Annotated in this window: 19 protein-coding genes and 4 pseudogenes; 15 read left to right on the top strand and 8 right to left on the bottom strand. The window is 36.5% G+C overall.

The window, feature by feature from the left end; translation table 11 throughout:
• Positions 1-12: 12 nt before the first annotated feature.
• On the bottom strand, positions 13-1,050 hold the full coding sequence (locus NBRC111893_RS00380; RefSeq protein WP_125007564.1) for an SDR family oxidoreductase: 1,038 nt from the start codon (positions 1,048-1,050) through the stop codon (positions 13-15).
• A 114-nt stretch (positions 1,051-1,164) separates the two neighbouring features.
• Here NBRC111893_RS00380 and NBRC111893_RS00375 point away from each other — a divergent pair, with 114 nt between their 5' ends.
• On the top strand, positions 1,165-1,725 hold the full coding sequence (locus NBRC111893_RS00375; protein WP_125007563.1) for a TetR/AcrR family transcriptional regulator: 561 nt from the start codon (positions 1,165-1,167) through the stop codon (positions 1,723-1,725).
• Between the two features lie 214 nt (positions 1,726-1,939).
• Here NBRC111893_RS00375 and NBRC111893_RS00370 read toward each other — a convergent pair whose 3' ends face one another.
• A complete protein-coding gene (locus tag NBRC111893_RS00370) occupies positions 1,940-2,284 on the bottom strand; it encodes a carboxymuconolactone decarboxylase family protein (RefSeq protein ID WP_225417444.1) in 345 nt (114 codons plus the stop codon).
• 204 nt (positions 2,285-2,488) lie between these two features.
• On the opposite strand from NBRC111893_RS00370, the gene NBRC111893_RS00365 reads away from it, so the two are divergent.
• The 11 genes and pseudogenes from NBRC111893_RS00365 to NBRC111893_RS00315 all read left to right on the top strand — a co-directional run bounded on the left by NBRC111893_RS00365 (position 2,489) and on the right by NBRC111893_RS00315 (position 11,410).
• The gene (locus tag NBRC111893_RS00365; RefSeq protein WP_125007561.1) at positions 2,489-2,848 is read left to right on the top strand and encodes a MerR family transcriptional regulator; all 360 of its coding nucleotides are present in this window, start codon (positions 2,489-2,491) and stop codon (positions 2,846-2,848) included.
• 530 nt (positions 2,849-3,378) lie between these two features.
• Positions 3,379-3,855 carry a helix-turn-helix transcriptional regulator gene (locus NBRC111893_RS00360; RefSeq protein WP_125007560.1) on the top strand — a complete coding sequence of 159 codons (477 nt, stop codon included), beginning with the start codon at positions 3,379-3,381 and terminating at the stop codon, positions 3,853-3,855.
• Positions 3,856-3,859: 4 nt separating this feature from the next.
• Complete coding sequence (locus NBRC111893_RS00355) at positions 3,860-4,252, top strand: hypothetical protein (protein ID WP_125007559.1); 393 nt, start codon at positions 3,860-3,862, stop codon at positions 4,250-4,252.
• A gap of 371 nt (positions 4,253-4,623) precedes the next feature.
• Positions 4,624-4,968: an MDR/zinc-dependent alcohol dehydrogenase-like family protein gene (locus tag NBRC111893_RS00350; protein ID WP_125007558.1), complete on the top strand. Its 345-nt coding sequence runs from the start codon at positions 4,624-4,626 to the stop codon at positions 4,966-4,968.
• Positions 4,947-5,531, top strand: a complete 585-nt coding sequence (locus NBRC111893_RS00345; protein ID WP_125007557.1) for a zinc-binding dehydrogenase — start codon at positions 4,947-4,949, stop codon at positions 5,529-5,531. Before NBRC111893_RS00350 ends, NBRC111893_RS00345 begins: the two co-directional genes overlap by 22 nt.
• A 117-nt stretch (positions 5,532-5,648) precedes the next feature.
• Positions 5,649-5,876: a hypothetical protein gene (locus NBRC111893_RS00340; protein WP_125007556.1), complete on the top strand. Its 228-nt coding sequence runs from the start codon at positions 5,649-5,651 to the stop codon at positions 5,874-5,876.
• Between the two features lie 443 nt (positions 5,877-6,319).
• Entirely contained in the window at positions 6,320-6,493 is a 174-nt protein-coding gene (locus NBRC111893_RS10610) for a hypothetical protein (RefSeq protein ID WP_160114415.1), read from the top strand.
• 12 nt (positions 6,494-6,505) lie between these two features.
• Positions 6,506-6,637: pseudogene (gpmA, locus tag NBRC111893_RS00335) on the top strand (2,3-diphosphoglycerate-dependent phosphoglycerate mutase); the annotation flags it as partial.
• A 193-nt stretch (positions 6,638-6,830) separates the two neighbouring features.
• Positions 6,831-7,793, top strand: a complete 963-nt coding sequence (locus NBRC111893_RS00330) for an SDR family oxidoreductase (protein ID WP_125007555.1) — start codon at positions 6,831-6,833, stop codon at positions 7,791-7,793.
• A pseudogene (locus NBRC111893_RS00325) lies at positions 7,774-9,197 on the top strand (NAD-dependent succinate-semialdehyde dehydrogenase). The gene NBRC111893_RS00330 and the pseudogene NBRC111893_RS00325 overlap by 20 nt, the downstream one beginning before the upstream one ends.
• A gap of 240 nt (positions 9,198-9,437) precedes the next feature.
• Positions 9,438-11,410 (top strand): annotated as a pseudogene (locus tag NBRC111893_RS00315) (cation:proton antiporter).
• Between the two features lie 115 nt (positions 11,411-11,525).
• Here the strand turns inward: NBRC111893_RS00315 and NBRC111893_RS00310 are convergent.
• The 3 genes from NBRC111893_RS00310 to NBRC111893_RS00300 all read right to left on the bottom strand — a co-directional run bounded on the left by NBRC111893_RS00310 (position 11,526) and on the right by NBRC111893_RS00300 (position 13,526).
• Complete coding sequence (locus tag NBRC111893_RS00310; protein ID WP_125007552.1) at positions 11,526-12,206, bottom strand: GDSL-type esterase/lipase family protein; 681 nt, start codon at positions 12,204-12,206, stop codon at positions 11,526-11,528.
• Positions 12,207-12,256: 50 nt separating this feature from the next.
• On the bottom strand, positions 12,257-12,682 hold the full coding sequence (locus NBRC111893_RS00305) for a MarR family winged helix-turn-helix transcriptional regulator (RefSeq protein ID WP_125007551.1): 426 nt from the start codon (positions 12,680-12,682) through the stop codon (positions 12,257-12,259).
• Positions 12,683-12,845: 163 nt separating this feature from the next.
• On the bottom strand, positions 12,846-13,526 hold the full coding sequence (locus NBRC111893_RS00300; protein WP_225417443.1) for a DUF998 domain-containing protein: 681 nt from the start codon (positions 13,524-13,526) through the stop codon (positions 12,846-12,848).
• Positions 13,527-13,660: 134 nt separating this feature from the next.
• Between NBRC111893_RS00300 and NBRC111893_RS00295 the strand changes: the two genes are divergently transcribed.
• Complete coding sequence (locus NBRC111893_RS00295; RefSeq protein ID WP_160114414.1) at positions 13,661-14,149, top strand: MarR family winged helix-turn-helix transcriptional regulator; 489 nt, start codon at positions 13,661-13,663, stop codon at positions 14,147-14,149.
• 365 nt (positions 14,150-14,514) lie between these two features.
• Here the strand turns inward: NBRC111893_RS00295 and NBRC111893_RS00290 are convergent, their stop codons facing one another.
• Both NBRC111893_RS00290 and NBRC111893_RS12245 read right to left on the bottom strand, forming a co-directional pair.
• Positions 14,515-15,291, bottom strand: a complete 777-nt coding sequence (locus NBRC111893_RS00290) for an ABC transporter permease (RefSeq protein ID WP_125007549.1) — start codon at positions 15,289-15,291, stop codon at positions 14,515-14,517.
• A gap of 13 nt (positions 15,292-15,304) precedes the next feature.
• Positions 15,305-16,230: pseudogene (locus NBRC111893_RS12245) on the bottom strand (ATP-binding cassette domain-containing protein).
• 133 nt (positions 16,231-16,363) lie between these two features.
• Between NBRC111893_RS12245 and NBRC111893_RS00280 the strand changes: the two are divergent.
• On the top strand, positions 16,364-16,906 hold the full coding sequence (locus NBRC111893_RS00280) for a MarR family winged helix-turn-helix transcriptional regulator (protein ID WP_125007548.1): 543 nt from the start codon (positions 16,364-16,366) through the stop codon (positions 16,904-16,906).
• A gap of 151 nt (positions 16,907-17,057) precedes the next feature.
• Here NBRC111893_RS00280 and NBRC111893_RS00275 read toward each other — a convergent pair whose 3' ends face one another.
• Entirely contained in the window at positions 17,058-17,579 is a 522-nt protein-coding gene (locus tag NBRC111893_RS00275; RefSeq protein WP_125007547.1) for a TetR/AcrR family transcriptional regulator, read from the bottom strand.
• Between the two features lie 119 nt (positions 17,580-17,698).
• Here NBRC111893_RS00275 and NBRC111893_RS00270 point away from each other — a divergent pair, with 119 nt between their 5' ends.
• Positions 17,699-18,520, top strand: coding sequence for an SDR family NAD(P)-dependent oxidoreductase (locus NBRC111893_RS00270; RefSeq protein WP_125007546.1), 822 nt, complete (start codon positions 17,699-17,701; stop codon positions 18,518-18,520).
• Positions 18,521-18,589 lie beyond the last annotated feature (69 nt).

Raw genomic sequence — 18,589 nt, 5'->3', positions numbered from 1 at the left:
TCATTTTCTACACTATTTATAATTCACGATACCTAAATCAATCATAGATTGAGCCGTGGCAATAATGGCTTCCTTAGCTGACCTAGGATTCCATCCTAATAATGTCTTGGCTTTTTCATTACTGGTATCAGCAAAATTACCGACGAGAGTGGCCATCATTTTAAGCATTGGATTTTCCTTTGCTTGTTCTTTTAAAACATCATCAGGAATAACTGTAGTTGGTAATTTGTCCGCAAAATCGGGGAATTCATCACGGAGAATATTTGCAACATCAAGCATTGATAGTGTTTCACCAGTAGTTGCTAGGAACCGTCCACCGTTTGCTTTTTGACTAGTCATGGCTAGAATATGAAGACTCGCAACGTCCCGGACATCAATGTAACCAGAATTGATATTTGGTACTGCTGGAACCTGACCACTTAATAGTTGAACGATTTGTTGATTAGAGTGTGAGAAATCACTGGATAGAATAGGACCCATTACTCCTACAGGATTAATGGCAGCCATCTCCATTCCATTACCTTCGGTTTCGATAAAATTCCATGATGCTTTCTCGGCGAGTGTTTTAGAACGTTGATATGGATCAAGATTTGGATTGTCTAAATTAGTCCAATCTTTTTCGGTAAATGGAGTAGTGCGATTTGTATGACCCATTCCAATGGCTCCATAAGCGGATGTTACGACAACACGTTTAACACCAGCATCACGAGCATGAGTTAATACTCGAATATTTCCATTAATAGCCGTAGTTGTCATTGTATCAGGATCAGTAAATTCGTTCGTTGGGGTAGATGAAGCCACGCTCATAACGTAATCCGCATTTTGCATCACTTTATCCCAATTCTTATCGCTGGTTAAATCAGCCTCTACAAATGATAGTTGATCAAAATCTTTAACGCCCGCTTGTGACAACATCGATTCAACAAGATCTACTTTGCTTAATGATCTAACGGTGGCCCGAACTTGATAACCTTGTTGTAAGAGTTGGGCAATTGTGTGACTTGCGATGAATCCTGTTGCGCCGGTAACTACTACTAATTCTTTTGACATATTATATTTCCTCCTTGTGTGTTACACTTATAACGTATGCAAGAGCATCGTACAATTATAACTGTAAGAAAACAAGCCGTAACAGGGCATCTGTGACGAAAGAGAGAAATTGTAATGGCAGCAACCAAATACTCACAATCGATTAAAAATGATTCAAGACTGTTTTTAGCAACTGCACTATTAGAGTTGTTACAAAATACTAATTTAGAGGATATCAAGATTTCAAAATTAGTTGAGCGTGCAGGCGTCAGCCGGATGGCGTTTTATCGAAACTTTGAAACTGTGGGTGACGTCTTAAAGGATTATTTCGAACCTAAGATTAATCGGTTATTCGATGATGTCATTTTTAAAACACCGGTGAACCAAAAGATGTTTGCGATTAGTAACTTCTTTACTGAATTTGATTCCACGATGAAGCTATCAATTGATCGACACTTTGAATATATTATTCGGCAAATATTCTTTAATAATATGCAACGATTTTATCAGAGCTTAGATGATATTAATCAAATCCCTGAAAGCAATCGTCGTTATTGGATTGGGTTTATGAGTGCTGGAGTCTACAACATTTGGCGTGAATGGTTTCTGAATGATAAGCGTGATTCACTGGATGATGTTCATAAATTATTAGGTACTTTGCAAACGACGACTTTTAATGCGATGTTGGAAAGATAGAACAACCATAAGAAAGTTACTAGAAAAATCCCTGACCCCAAGAAAATGATGTCAGGGATTTTTTGTCTATATGGCGATTTTTGATGATTAATCGGTCACTAGTGGTCACTAATTGGGCGATAGAACGTGAATTGTTTTTGAGCTGAAGTTGTGGCACTTGCGGCACTATTGGCACGGCACTATTACTAAATGATGAAATTTAACTTTAGTTTATTTATTTGTCGTCGCGAGCTTTGAATACTTCTTTTGCAATGGTAACAGCATTCAATACCTTAGGAAATCCAACATATGGGATTGCTTGAATGAAAGTTTCGATGATTTGTTCTCGACTTAATCCAACGTTCAATGAGCCGTTAATATGAACTCGTAGCTGAGGTGCTGTATCACCTTGTGTCAGGAGACTAGTTATAGTAATCATTTCTCGTTGTTTAAAATCTAAAATGTCACGTTCATAGATATCACCGAATGCAAATTCAATAATATACTTACCAATATCTTCGGATAATCCTCCAAGCGAATCAATTACATTTTTTCCAGCCTGACTATCAACTTTATCCAAATTTTTAATCCGTTATCAAATCTAACATTATTTGTCATAATATTTTTCCTCCTAAATTATTCACATGATGTCTGTGATTGATATCAGAGTAAATGCTGGAGTACGGTCCATGTCAATAAAATTAAGTAAATAGTTCACTTTAAATTATTGACAGTCTGATGTGGCAAGCGTAGTCTTCAAAAGAATATAATGGAGGTATTAATTATGCAGTACTCTATCGGAGAATTTTCAAAAATTTCTGGGCTTACAATCGATACTCTAAGATTTTATGAAAAGCAAGGAATTGTTTTTTCAAACAGAAGTGAGAATAATCAGAGATATTATACAGACAAAGATACAGCTTGGATAGAATTTGTTATTCGTTTGAAGAAAACTGGTATGAGCATTAAAAAAATGCAGAAGTACGCCAAGTTACGTTATGAAGGTGATTCCACAATCCCTGACCGGTTAGTGTTGCTATTTGATCAGTTGGATGTTTTGCATGAGAATCAAAAACAAGTTGAAGACCATATTGAGTTTTTGGAACAAAAAATAAAAACATATCTAGGATTGAATGATAAATAAAGATTATATAGTTATCTTCGCTCAATTCTAATCATAAAAGCTTACGCTTATAATAGGTGATATGCTTTGATAAATATGTATTATGTCAACTAAAAAATTGGTATTGTATAATAATACTCAAAAAAGGAGGAGGATTCTTATGATATACGTTGTTTTTAGTTTTTTATCGACATTTAGCGTAATATTTCTTATTTTGAGTTTTAGAAAAGACTTCAAAACTCTTAATATAACTCAAAAAATAAGTATTATATTGACATGAATCGCTGTATTAATTCCTTTTATGATCGGAACAATTCAAGGCTTTATTGGCAATTAAACTCTTTATAAAATTCATTTTTTATTTATAGTGCTCCAAAGTCCGTTGTTAAGCCATTATTAATAATTTGCTCTGAATTGCCAATTAATAAAGAGGTTTATATGTATTGCATCTCATGTCAGCTTCTTTAGAGTGTAACTTGTGTATCCTTTTTACATTACCATGATACAATCAACTCAACTTAGGTATTTTTTATCTGATAGGAGTGAACATAATGGAGGCTGGTTTAAGTAAATTTGAAGTCATGTCACAATCATTAGGAAAAAATATTGCGTCAGAACGGAAAAAGCTTAAGCTAACGCAAAAGCAGTTAGCTTCTGGAATTTGTTCGCAGTCGATGATTAGTAATATTGAAAAAGGAAACTATGTTCCTAATGCCATTTTATTATCTGAAATTTGTCAAAGATTGGGAATTTCAGTTGATAGATCGTTATTAAGTACGTATTACGGAATTGCTGATGATAAAGAATTTAGTCGGAATGTGGAACAGATGTGCAATAATCATCAGTACGCAGAATTAATTGATTATATGGATTCTTCTAATGTTATTGCTAATTTATCTCAAAACGAAGATTTACAAATCTTTTACTACTATTACGGATGTGGCACTTATCAACTCACCAAAGATGCAATATCAGCTTTGAGATACTTAAACACAGCCTTAAAATTCACCTATTCAAGGCGAAAATGAAAGTTTGACTGGGATAGAAGCATTAATTTTATCAGTTATTAATTTTATTGAGATTGAATCAAATAGAGCTAAGCTTTTAGAAAATTTTGAAACGGTCATGGATGCCGTTTTGATGAATAGGATCATACAGCCAGATAAGAATCTAAACGTTGTATTTTATCAGTATGGGATGGCATTATTACATCAAAAGAAACTTAATGAATCAATTAATGTCTTACAAAATGGGGTGAAATGGGCAACAGACCATGACTCTAATTTTATGTTGGCAGATTTTTTCTTCATGTTAGCTCATGAATATGTCGCAATAAACGATGAGGTCCATGCTAAAGAGGCTGATAATAATTATCGAGTGATTTCGAAAGTCTTCAATCAAAATGTTAATCGATCTATTAACTAAAAGAATCGTGTGAATATTTACTTTAAAACAGTTGATATTCACACGGTTCTTTTAGTTTTAATATTAAATAACCATTTATAAATTACTACCTGTTAATAATACGTTTACGTAGTAATAGAACAAGAATCAATTTTATGATTATTAGTAAGACAAGAATCCCGCCAGTCCAGGTAAGCGTTAAAACATAGCTCAGACTGAATACTTTTGTAATTCCAAGTACGACTATTAATAAGATGATTATTGGCATCATTATCGCCTCCATACGCCTAGTATCGATCATTAAATTGAATTTATAAAATTAGTATTCTGATTTTATAAGTATATTTGTACGCCGTAAGCTTACGATAACTAAGAAAGTGGAGGATGAATTTATGCGAGCAGTAATTCAAAAAGACTTCAATGGTATTGATTCAATTCAAATCGTTAATCTACCAGAACCCAAGGGCAATATTATTGGCAGACTTGTGGATGTAAAATACGTTCCAGTTTTACCATGGGATATAAAAAATGAAGCAGGGCTTTTAACTCAAATGCATAATGATCCTTTGCCAAGAATTCTGGGATATGGATTTTCTGGAACTATTCATGATCAAAATCTTATTTGGCCGTCAAAGGGAACGCGGGTTGTGGTGCTGCGCCCAATGGAACGTATGCGGAAGTTGTTAATGCCGCCATTCCCCCATACATTTTTTCTTTGCCCGACAATGTTTCACTAGAAGCTGGTGCAACAATTTTTGGTGGGGCCGATACAGCAATGATGATGGTTAAAAGCGTGGGAGTACAAAAAAATGATGATGTATTACTAATTGGAGCATCGGGTGGCATCGGAAGTTATTTGTATCAGATGTTAATATCTCTTGAGGCAAATGTTATCATTCTTTCTTCAGAACGAAGCCGGAATTATACTCAAATGATTTTTCCTGATGCGAAAGTCGTTACCAAAATTAAGGATGTAGATAATAAGTCCATAAAATTTGTTCTAGACACGGCTGGCAATGAGTCGTTACTTAATCAATCCGAAAGTAAATTATTAGATGGTGGAACCTTGTTTACTTCCGCTTTACCCACATATCATAAACTTCGTTTGGATATCCATAGTGTATTTAATAACCTACCGATTAGCCCTAAACAATATAAAAAGATTATAGAAATGCTATCAAAAGGAACTCTCAAAGCACAAATAAATAAGGTGTTTGAAATGAATGATGTAAAGCTAGCTCAACATTATGAAGATGAGACAGCATCCCGAGGGAGAATTGTTTTAAAGATTAATGACTAAGGGTAATTGATATCTTCGAATTTTCAGCTATTGAATAAGCAGAATAGTGCCATTGACTTCATGATGAAACGCTTTATGGTAAGCCTGTAAAGTCAACGTTGGGTATGGAGGTTAGGTATGGAAAATAAAGGCCTTATCGTAGTTTTAATTACGCTGTTCTTGAGTGCCGGGGTATTTTTCGTTATTCCCAATGACACATCTAATGAAAAGCCAGTTTCCTCAAAGAATGGCGCGAGGAATAACCAGAAGACAGAGGCTTCAAGTGATTCAAACCGGTTATCTGGAGAAACTATTTTGTTTGATAAGGATGGTCATCGGGTACCGCTGACAAAGAATCCCGAATAAATAATTTTTGATTAACTAATTCCCATACCAGTAAACACCATGAAGGTTATCCACCTGTGGATAACCTATCATCACAAGCGTTGTTTTTGGCTGTGGATAATAATCTGGATAATTTGGATTGCTTAATCGACACGTGAGGCTACAAATAATTAATAATGTGAATGTTTCTTATCATTAATTACAGAAGAAGCTTGATAAGCAATCCTTATTTGGCTTCAAACATTTTCTTTGTCGTATGTTCTTTTTTTGCTATAAATCGGCATAGTTCTTCATAAAATTACAATTTACATCAATAGCTAAGCAATTTTTATATAAGTTTCACTGTATATAGAATTGTTGACAGTGCGTTAGCCAAGTCGTATGCTTACCCCGAATTTATAATTTTTGTCTGGTAGTAAACTGGTTAATTATTCATTGTCGATAAAATAGGGGGAGTTATAGATATGAGTAAAAACAAGATTTTACTTATTGTCGCGTTAGTAGTAATCGTAGCAATTTTGGCTTGGAGTTGGTCTTTGCTTGATTTATCGAGTTCGTTCACAATCATTTTGGACATTGTAACTCTTGTAGTTGCGATGATAGCCGCATACTTTGGCGTAAAATCAATGAAGGAATAAATGACTTACTTCCACGGTAACTCATTACGTGCATTGAGCAAGTACATTGAAGATATCATCAACCTTGAAATGGCCACTGGTCAACCAGTTGTCTATGACTTCAATGACAAGCTTGAAGTACAAAGCAAGAACAAATTAGGTTAATCTTAACTGATTTAACTGATAGAAAATCCCTGATCTCATTTAATTGAGGTCAGGGATTTTTTGAAAAAATAATTTAAAATAATTTACTCAATTCGGTTGACAAAAGATAGTGCTATCTTTTATAATCATCTCCATTAAAGATAACCGTATCTTTAATAATTAAAATCAAAATTAACTAAGGAAGATACAAATTATGAAAATTTTTGTTACTGGCGCAACTGGATTTATTGGGTCGGCGGTTGTTGATGAATTACTACGTCGAAATTATGATGTGGTTGGATTAGCTCGTTCAGAGCAATCGGCACAAAAATTAACGGCTAGAGGTGTTGAAGTACTTCGCGGATCTTTGGAAGATACCGATATTTTAGCAGCAGGCGCTAAGCAAAGTGATGGAGTCCTGCATCTGGGATTTACCAATAATTTTGATGACATGGCTGGGGCAGTCGAGATTGACGTTAACGCAATCAAGGCAATGGCTGATGAGCTTGCTGGAACTAATAAGCCGTTTGTTAATACATCGGGAACCTTAATGGTCGCAGATCAAGGCCGTAAGGCGACGGAGGATGATATTAGTGACGATAAACAGTTACGGACCAGATCAGAAAAGTTCTCACTGGGATACGCTGATAAAGGAGTTCGAGCAATGGTGGTCCGTTTATCACCAACCGTCCATGATGAAACGCGGCAAGGATTCGGAACAATCGCGGCTCAAATTGCGATTCAAAATGGTAAGTCAGCTTACTTTAGCGGTGGAACTAATGCATGGCCATCCGTTCATCGGTTAGACGCCGCAAATTTGTTTGTTGATACCCTAGAAAAAGGAAAATCAGGAGCGGTTTATAATGCTGCTGCAGAAGAAGCAATTCCGTTCAAAGAAATCGCTGAAACAATTAGTACTAAATTAAATATTCCGTTAGAAGAGTTGTCTGCAGATAAAGCAGTTGATTATGCCGGCTTGTACTTTGGACCAACACTACAAATTAATAATCCAACCTCAAGCGAGAAAACTCAAAATGAGTTGGGTTGGGTGCCAACCCATCCTGACTTACTTACAGACATGACAAGTTTCTTGTCTGATGAAAAAAATGTCGAAAATTTTAAAAAAATAACGAAATTTCTATATAAGGAGAATGAGTATGCCAAGACAAACAGTTAATCCATTCACTAATGAAGTATTAAAAACATTTGACGATGCGACCAAAACAGATATTGATAATGCAATTTTCGATGCAGATAAGCTTTATCAAGAGATGAAGCATCAACCAGTTCAAGAACGTTCTGAAATGTTGCATAAAATTGCCCAAAAGATGCGGGATAATGCCCAAGAGTTGGCTGAAATTGCCACCAAAGAAATGGGTAAGTTAATTAATGAATCAAAAGGTGAAGTTGAACTTTGTGCGATGATCGCTGATTACTTCGCAGATCAAGGCGAAAAGCTTTGCAACCCACACCGATAGACAGTCAAGTAAATGGGAAAGCCAAAGTTTATAAGCATTCAACCGGCGTTATTCTTGCCGTTGAGCCTTGGAACTTTCCTTACTATCAAATTATGCGGGTTTTCGCGCCTAACTTTATGGTAGGAAATCCAATGATTCTTAGAGATGCTGCCAATATTCCTTGGTCTGCCCAAGCATTTGCTGATGCAGTCCAAGAAGCGGGAGCCCCTAAAGGTGCTTTAACGAACTTATTTATGAGTTATGATCAAGTCGCTGATGTGATTGCCGATCCTCGAATTCAAGGAGTCGCTTTGACTGGTTCCGAACGGGGTGGTAGCTCAGTTGCTGAAGAAGCTGGCAAGAATTTAAAGAAAAATACGATGGAACTTGGCGGTCAAGATGCGTTTATCGTGTTAGATGATGCCAATATGGATGATGTGAACAACATTGCTTGGAGAGCTCGATTATACAATGCAGGCCAAGTCTGTACATCTTCGAAACGGTTCATCGTAATGGATAATATTTATGATGAATTTGTAGAAAATATGAAGAAGAATTTTGCATCGGTTAAACCTGGAGATCCAATGGATCCAACCACTACCTTGGCACCAATGAACACTAAAAAAGCCAAAGAAAAGCTTCAAAAGCAAGTTGATGAAGCAATTGCTGCAGGCGCCACCGTTGCGTATGGTAATGAAGATTATGATTTAGATGGTCAATTCTTTATGCCAACTATTTTGACGGATATTGATCTTGACAACCCAGCAGCTCATACCGAAATGTTTGGGCCAGTTGCTCAGGTATATAAAGTTCATTCTGAAGCAGAAGCGATTGAATTAGCTAATGATTCTCAATATGGTCTTGGTGGAATCGTCTTCAGTGGTGATGCAGAACGTGGTGAAAGAGTTGCCACACAAATTGAAACTGGCATGGTCTTTGTTAACAACTTTATGGCATCACTACCAGAACTACCATTTGGCGGTGTTAAGAACTCTGGATATGGGCGTGAAATGAGTGAACTAGGGTTGATGGCCTTTGTTAATGAACAGTTGGTTGTAACAGCTGACAAACCAGATTTGAATAATTTAGCCGGTGGATTGGTTAAAGTTGATCCAGAAGCATAAATTTTAATTGTTTATTACTAGTTAATAGAAAACCCTGATCTCGAGTAAAATGAGGTCAGGGCTTTTGATTTTATTCTTAAATTGTTAACCTCAAAGTAAACGTAAATCATCACAATTAACTCATAGATTTTTTCATATATATGCCCACTTAAGTTAATCTTGTTGGTTTTTATTCTATAATGAAAATAAATATTAAATTTGGGGAGATGATGGGCATTGTCAATAGCGATTCAACTTATCATGCTGATTTTTGCGGTCGTTATTAGTAATTTAATTGCTACGAAAATTCGGTCAATTCCAGCTACGTTTATATATATAGCAGCTGGGATCATACTTTCATTCTTACCATGGTTTACTAATTATGTAATGGCGCCAGAAGTCTTCTTATTTATTATTATTTCTGTGCTGATGTTTAACGAAGGTCAGCATACAAATATTCGGCAACTTGTTCATGACTTCGGCCGACATTATCAATGTCGGTTTGGTTATCGTTGATAACCATTGTGGTAGTTGGGTTTGTAACACATATGTTCATGCCGGCATTGTCATTACCGTTAGCATTTGTTCTAGGAGCAATTATTACCCCAACTGATTCAGTGGCAGTGACTTCAATTACTTCTGAACTGGAAGTTCCTTCATCAGTAATGGGTACTTTGGCTAACGAATCGTTGTTTAATGATGCATCTGGGATTGTCGCATTCAATCTTTGCATCTTAGCAATTACCACCGGATATTTCTCCGTTTTCCATGCGGTTACAAATTTTCTGTATGTTTTTGGTGGCGGTATCGTATTGGGATTATTATTGGGATGGCTAATTGTGATGACCAGATTGTGGATGATTCGTGGTAGATTAAGTGGTCCTCAAGTAGTTATTCCTTATAACATCCTGACACCATTTATAATTTACTTTATTGCTGAATTATTTGGGGTATCGGGAATTCTGGCGGTGGTTGCGGCTGGGATGGTCCATGGTTGGCAGAGTGATTTGTTGAAGCTGTCTTCATCAAGATTGCAAATCACAACTAATTCTGCGTGGGAGCTATTATCTAGTGTGCTGAACGGTGTGGTGTTCGTCTTATTAGGAATTAGTTTTCCAGAGGTATTAAATGAATTGAGGGACCATAGTGTTCATAACCTTAATTTGCTGATTTTTGTCGGAATTAGTTTATATATTGTAATGGTATTAGTTCGCTTCTTGTGGGTCTGGTTTGGATTGGTCAAACTTCCCCATGAAGATAATCAGTCAAAGCTAAAAGATAGTATGCTAATTGCAATTAACGGAATTCATGGAACTATCACCATGGCAATGGCTTTTTCATTACCGTTGAGTTTGAATCGGAACTTTAATTACGGCCGCGCTGATTTGATATTTATTTCCGCAATTGTAATTGGGTTGAGTTTGTTAGTCCCTGCGGTCGTCTTGAAGTTAATTCTTCCTGCCAAGAAACCTTCGTATACTGAGACAGAATTGGATGAGGCAAAAGGAAATGCTATCAATGCAGGAATTGACAGAATTAGACACTATCCTGATAGTCAAAATCTTAAAGCGGTGATTCAAATTCTAAATTCTCAAAGGTATCTTGCGCCAGTAATGGATGAAAAGCGTGTTAAATCACTCTTAGATGAAGCAAAGCAAATCGAGCAGGCAACCATTACTGCAATGGTTAAAGATAATAAAATTTCTGATTCCGAGGCAGCTCAGTATAAGCAAATGGCAATAGTTATGTATGACCGTTACTCACGCAATATCTGGATTGATTACTGGAATTGGATTATTCCTTTTTCAAAACTTAATCGTGAAAGTAGAAAACTTAATCGAGAACTTAAAAGGCAAGTTCGTGGAGGAAATAAGTTGTCCAAAGCACAACTCCAAGCTGAACGACATCAATGGATTATCAAAATGAATCAAGTTCAAAGGGAACCATATGAGGCCATTACGAACTACTTGGATAATCTTCCTAATCCGTTTGAACGTCCTGAAATCATGTTAGTAAGAGCTTTTTACGATCAGCGCCAGCGATTCTGGAACAGAACCAGCGAGGAACAGACTGCTCAAAATGAAATGTTAACAATTGCTTTTCAAGAAGAGTATTCCTACGTGCAGAATTTGATCAATAATGGTGATATTTCTAGTCAATTAGGGAATAAAGTATTTGATGAAATTGCCAATGATCAAATACTATATATGCAACGAAATGATCGTGACTCTTAGTATAGGTGAATGAAAACCAAAAACGTCTGATCTCAAAATAATTGAGATCAGACGTTTTTTCGTGTATTTGGATGAGTTGAGAATAATGACTGGTTTGATCTAGGCATCCTGATACTTAATCCAGGTATGGTTTCATATTTTGAAACACAATTTGATAGCCATTTGGTAACATATGAGCACCATCAAATGTCAGTTCAGGTTTGAGGTCACCCTGATCATCAGTTAAGCCGTCGTTAACGTTAATAAATAGATAACCGGCATTTTCGGCAATCGTTTTAACCTTAGCGCTGGCTTCTGCCATCAAGTCATTAGACCGATGTTCATAAAGGTGGGAGTGTTCATCATGCTCCTCACCAAAATTATGAGTGGTGTTCACTGGGTAGAAAGCCATCACGTAAACTTGAGTATTAGGCAGCTTTTCCTTAATTTGATTCAAAATTTCAGCATAATTTTTTAGAAAAGTTGCTTCAGGGACATTAAATCCAATGTCGTTTGAACCGATGTTAATAAAAATTTTACTGGGCTGCAGATCAAAGATCAAGGTATCCATGTTTGCTAATAAATCAGCGGTTGTGGTTGCTCGAACACCGCGGTTGTAAATCTTTTTGCTTAAGCCTAAATCTTGTTCATGCTGCATTTTTTCAATTGGGAAAATTTCCATTAATGATGAACCAACGAATACGATTTGGCCTTTTTCTAATGTGGGATTTTCCTCTGCATACTTTGTTCGTAAGTTGTTTTGAAAATCGATAATCTTTGGATTTAAATCTGTTAAATCAGTTGTTTTTTTAGACATAATAAAGTCCTCGTTTTATTTTGAATTGTGATGTAAAAATATTTTTTAGGTTAATTTCGGTTGGCACCACGTTGTGATAATTTCGTAATCAAGCGAATATAATCTTCTGCGTCGTCTTCGCCAAGATATTCCATCATCTGTGATAGATAACTCAATCGTTTTTCATCATGGTCATTCAATGCCTGCTTGCCTAATGGGGTCAATGAAATGACGAATTTCCTCAGATCGGTTGGCATTGAGTTTCTAGAAATCAGTTGCTTGGATTCTAGTCCGCGGATAATCTTTGATACTCTGGCTGTGGTTACATGTAATGACTTGCTGAGTTCACTTGGAGTGACATCAGAGTGTTGTTCCAAATAATGTAAGACAAAGTAGTCAGATCCGCCTGTATCATCTGCTAGTCCATGAATTCCAGTAGGTCGATTATTACTATTCATTGCTTTTAATAATTTAAGAGCTAATTGTCTTGAATCCATATAATGCTCCTTAAATGTTTTTTGATTTTATTTAACGATGGTTAATAATAAACCCAAGTTAATAAAAAAAGCAACGATAATGGAAAAATATTTTTTAAAAAAGCTGAGATACAAATCAAAAATCCCTGAGCACTAGTAACTGAGTTCAGAGATTTTTTTGAAACTATTTTATGGAGATTGATTTACTTTTAATCATTGAATATCCTGTATAAATCATACCAAAGAGAATTGGGTACACTGCGCAGCGTTCAATTAAACCAATAATGATGATGGGATGGTTATCTGGTGCGAGGATTAGTGCAGCAGTGTAACTTAAGGTAGCGATTATGCCAAAAATTCCGAGTAATATTAGTATGAGTTTAGATCTTTTTGATAATGGTAGGTTAATGCTACCAAAAGTAATTAGGAGAATATTGCCAAAGATAAATGCCATGAATGCGCCCATACTATGATACATTCCAGTTCCATCAATCAAAGCCTCTCCTAAACCATGAAAGTATCCTACAAGCACTCCACCAACCGCAACGATTAAGCCGAGAATGCTAGTTATCCAATGGGCAGCGCGACTTATATTTGTTAGAAATAGAGTGCCGATAAAAATTAGAATTCCAAAGCTAATAAATCCAGTGTTCATTACCCAGGATAGTGGTGAAAGCATATATTGTCCAAATAGATGGGATGGACCACGTACACCAAGGTTACTAATAAAGTTGTAAGTATAACTGTATGCTGGGTGGCTCCAAGCGGCAGCACTGATAAACTCAGTGATTAAGAAAATTGCGCCACTGAGAATTAAAAAGATACCTGATATTTTTTGACGATTCTTGTTCATTAATGTCTTCATTAAATTATCTTCCTTTTTTGTCGTTAAACATAAAATATGGTAAACTAGTTTTTGTTAGTCATGTACCTGACATGTTTTATATTGTATGGTACCTGACATTAATTGTCAACCACTTTAAACAAGAAAGAGTAAAAATGACAGATATTAATAGTGAATTAACGAAAAAAATGAATTACTTAAACAACACTTTGAAGCAACTACGGCAATTCAAAATTAGCAGGTTATCTTTAATTGATCCAAATAGTGGTCAAGGAAAAGTCTTGACAATCTTAAAAAAAGACAACTCGATTCCGCAAAATGAGTTAGTCGAAAAGCTAGATATGAAGCGTCAATCGGCGTCAGAGCTAATTCGTAAGTTAGAACATAAGGGACTGCTTAGTAGGGAAAAGTCAGCTGAGGACAAACGAATTTTTATTGTTTCATTAACTGAAAAAGGTGAAGAATTTGCAGGCAGGCTGGGTATCAATGAGGAGGATTATATGAATGCTTTATCTGATGATGATAAACAAAATTTAAGTCGTATTCTTGATACCTTGATTAGAGAAACTGATAGTCAATATGAAATCGCAAAAGATAATTTCGGTGTGAATTTGTTTGGACCTAAGAAACAAAACAAAAAATGAATAATTTAACGTTAGTATTAACATGTATAGGCTCATAATCTTAAATAATTGAGACCCAAAATTTTTTCTTTTAATTGAAGAATTGTGATTATTAAGTCGTCACTAGTTAGTTAAGATGCTAAGCTTAGATGAAAATGAAATAAATTATTTCATAAAGAATCTTAGTTTGGTCACTGGAAATATGTCGGATGATGACTAAAAAAATTGTGAATTAAAACAATATAAAATCCCTGATTTCGAGTAATTGAGGTCAGGGATTTTTCGCTTCATTTTATTGATTTTTTTAATAAACTAGATTAGTTGTAATTAGTGACAGGTACTAATATTGTTAACAAAGCTTATGGAAGTGGCTCATAGCCTTGAATTTAGTTATTGTGATTATAAGCCCATAAGGTCAGAGGCAAGGTAATGACTACTGTGCCAACACCAAATGCAAGTACTACTAAAGATTCCTGCGACCATGATCCATTTATCAATAAAGATTTGGTTGCTATAACAAAAAATGAGACTGGATTTGCATTGGCTAAAATTTGCATGAAGTGGGGAAGGGTATTGGTCGGCACAAAGGCGTTAGACATGAATGACAGTAACATCATTACAATCGTTGAAAGACTTTGGATGAAAGTTGCGCTTTTTACTAACAAACCAATTAGGGCGAAGACCCAAGATAGTGACCAGCCAATGAAGATTGCTAATGCCGCTGCAGCTAGGACCCACTGGAAACCAACAGCTGGTCGCCAGCCCATCGCATAGCCTGTAGCTAGGGATGATACTGTCGCAATCATCAGTCGTAAAATGTCAGCGAATAGTTGACCAGCAAGAGGTGCAATATGCGCGATTGGTAAGGATTTGAACCGGTCAAACACACCAGTATCGAGATCTTCACGAATTTGAGTTGCCGATCCTGAGGCCGCGGAAATCATGGTTTGAACCAAAATTCCGGGAACAATAGTGGGTAGATATGCAGTCACACCACCTGCAATAGCACCTCCAAATAAGTAACCAAAAAGTAGCATTAACATGATGGGTTGAATGATAACATCCATAAATCTCTCAGGATTATGAATTGTTTTAAGTAGATTACGGTAGACCATCGTTCCAGTATTTTTGAGAACATTGGGTTTAGCAGTGATAGTTTGCATATTTATTTTCTCCTTAATTTGTACCAACAGTGAGTTGCATAAAGACGTCATCCAGTGTTGGCTCTTCGACGTTGATACTTGTAATTGCAATGTTTTTAGCCTGTAATTTGTCGAGTAAGCTTGTGATTTCAGAGGTGTTTTTCAGTGGGACGGACAGAGACGTATGATCTGTAGTTGCGGTTGTTCTAAGCTGTTGTTCAATGATTGGGATGGCTTTATGAGTGGTTTCATCAGTCGCAAATGTGAGGCATAGAGATGAATTACCGACTTGCTTTTTTAATTCTGACGGCGAGCCAATTTTGATTAATTTGCCATGATCAATTACGGCAACGCGATCAGCTAACTGATCAGCCTCGTCTAGATACTGTGTCGTTAACATGATGGTTGATCCACTTGCAACTAATTCGCGAATTGTGGTCCACATTTGTTTGCGGGTACGGGGATCAAGGCCTGTTGTTGGCTCATCTAAAAAAATAATCGCTGGCCTGGTGATTAAGCTAATTGCGAGGTCTAGTCGGCGCCGCATCCCACCAGAGAAGCTTTTGATTGACTTATCAGCAGATTTTTTAACGAAAACTCTTCGATAAGTTCATTTGTACGGTGTTTTGCTTCAGCTCCAAATAATCCGTTTAATTTTGAGAAAATCATTAAATTCTGACGAGCGGTTAAATCCTCGTCGACAGTTGCGTATTGACCAGTTAGGCCAAACATCTGACGTGCGGCCTGGCCGTCGGTTGCAGTATCGTGACCGAAAATCTCGACCGTTCCAGAGGATGGTTTTAATAAAGTTGTAAGCATCCTTAATGCGGTAGTTTTTCCTGCCCCATTAGGACCAAGTAGCCCGAAAACTTCTCCTTGTTTGACGGTGAATGAAACATCTTGGAGCGCTTGATAGCTTCCAAAACTTTTCGATAGATGATTGACTTCGATTGCATTCATGGTTACTAACTTCCTTTTCATTTTCTATCAGGTACCCTGATTAAAATAAATTGTAAGGCCCCCTGATTATTAAGTCAAGGTGTTTATTCAGGTATCCTTACTTTTTTGCTATACTATATCTTGGAGGTGTCTTATGGCTGATGCATTGAAGAAACAAGAAGCAATGACCAAATTACTTGAATTTTCTGCCTTACAACATGTTAGTTCTGGGATGGAAAGGCAACATAGTGATCACGACAAGACGCTAGTGATTCAAGGTCAAGGGAAGATTTTATTAGCATTACTTGATCAAGATCAAGTTTCCCAGAAAGACCTCGCGCAAAAACTCAATTTAACACCGCAATCAACAGCAGAATTCGTACGCAAACTGGAGAAAAAAGGTGACGTAACGCGAACTAAATCTGAATCTGACCGCCGTTTGACAATTGTAAGCTTAACCACGGCAGGCAAAGGCCATGCCCATGACCTTTGGCAGACTAGTATGCCATTCCTGAATGTGCTTGATGATACTGAGTTAGTTCAGTTATCATCTATTTTGGCTAAAATCAACGGTAGTATGTATGAAACTATTACCCAAAAAGATCATACTTGGATTGGAAAATTGAAGTGGATGCTAGTTCGCGAATATATGGATGATATCCATGACGGTGAAACTAAATCTGATAACCAAAAATGATAACGATTATGTGAACTTAACTGGTAAGCAGATTACTTGGTAAAGTGAAATTATTTGTCAATAAAACATCCCTGATCTCGAGAAGTTGAGGTCAGGGATGTTTTACGTCATTGCCAAATCGAAGAAACAGTTGGCACTTAATTTGAATAAGTCACGTAGTAATATTTTTATATAGAAAGGCTGCCATCTCCTCAGGTGTTTCCACTTGACCATTACTAAACCAATCAATGATGACACTGGCAAATCCATTAGCGTGGTAACTGACATAATATTTCAAATCACGTTCTTTGAATGGGAGGGAATTACTTTTAACTGTCATTAATGAGCGCATAACGGTAGTAATATTTTCTCTGAGTAAATTTTGTTGCTTGGCTCGTAGAATTAGCTTAATAAAATCCGAGTGTGCGCTAAAAAAGTTCATATAATTAGCGATGGCTGATTCATATTCATCCGTTGTCAATTTATCGTATGTTGGTAACTCGGCCATGATTTGTTTCAAGTTAATGTTTAGCAGTTCATAGATGTTGCCGTAATGCCGATAAAATGTCATGCGAGAAACTCCAGCTACTCTGGTTAGCTCGCTGACTGTGATGTCCATAAAATTCTTTTGTTTTAGTAATCGATCTAATGCACCTAATAAATATTCTCTGGTTTGTTCACTTGCTGTAGGCATTACAAATACTCCTTAGTTGTCACATTTGGGTTCAAAAGCATTGTATTCAATAAAAATGCAGAATATACTGTGAACACAATTTCTGGTACAAGTGTAACACCAATCTGAGGAGAATATAAATGAAAAATCAAAAAGTCGTAATTATTACAGGTGCATCTAATGGAATGGGTAAAGCTGCTGCTCAAGTGTTTGCAGACCATGGCTGGATTGTTTATGGGGGTGCCCGTCGAGTAGAAAAGATTCCTAACGGTGAGAATATCCACGCAGTTTCGCTAGATGTTATTGATGACGAGTCAATTAAAAGCTTTGCCGATACGGTTATCAAAGAGCAACATCATGTAGATGTGCTAATAAATAATGCTGGATATGGCGAAAATGGGCCTGCTGAAGATACACCAACTGATCATATTCGCAAACAATTTGATACGAATTTCTTTGGGGCAGTTACTTTGAGCCAATTGATTTTGCCAACTATGCGCAAACAAGGATCAGGAAGAATCGTTAATATTTCATCAATCGGTGGTGATATTTACTCACCACTAGGAGCATATTACCACGCAACGAAGGCCGCATTGCAACAATGGAGCGACACTTTAGATATTGAAGTTGAACAATTCGGCATTCGTTCTGTTGTTGTTCAACCCGGTGGTACTAAATCATCATGGGGGTCGGTAGCAGTGCAAAATATTTATAATAACCTCAAGCCAGATACAGCATATAAACCATTAGTTGACTACATGGCAAAAGTACTGAGTGATGATGCTCCTGGAATGGGGGCATCAGTTGAAGATTTGGCAAATCTCTTTTATCGTGCCGCAACTGACGAAAAACCTAAACGACGCTACTTTAATAATTTCCATGATCACTTAACGGTTATCATGGCTAGATCATTACCTGGTTTGTTCCGGCGTCAAGTATTGGCGGGGTTGAAGGGTAAGTAAAATATATTAATCAATGCAAACATCCTTTAAGCAATACGATTTTTATCTTGAATTTCCTCATTTTAAAAT

The sequence above is a fragment of the Lentilactobacillus kosonis genome, assembly GCF_003864335.1.
Classification (GTDB): domain Bacteria; phylum Bacillota; class Bacilli; order Lactobacillales; family Lactobacillaceae; genus Lentilactobacillus; species Lentilactobacillus kosonis.
Note: the sequence above shows the minus strand (reverse complement) of the source record. Positions and strands in the feature narration are given on the sequence as shown.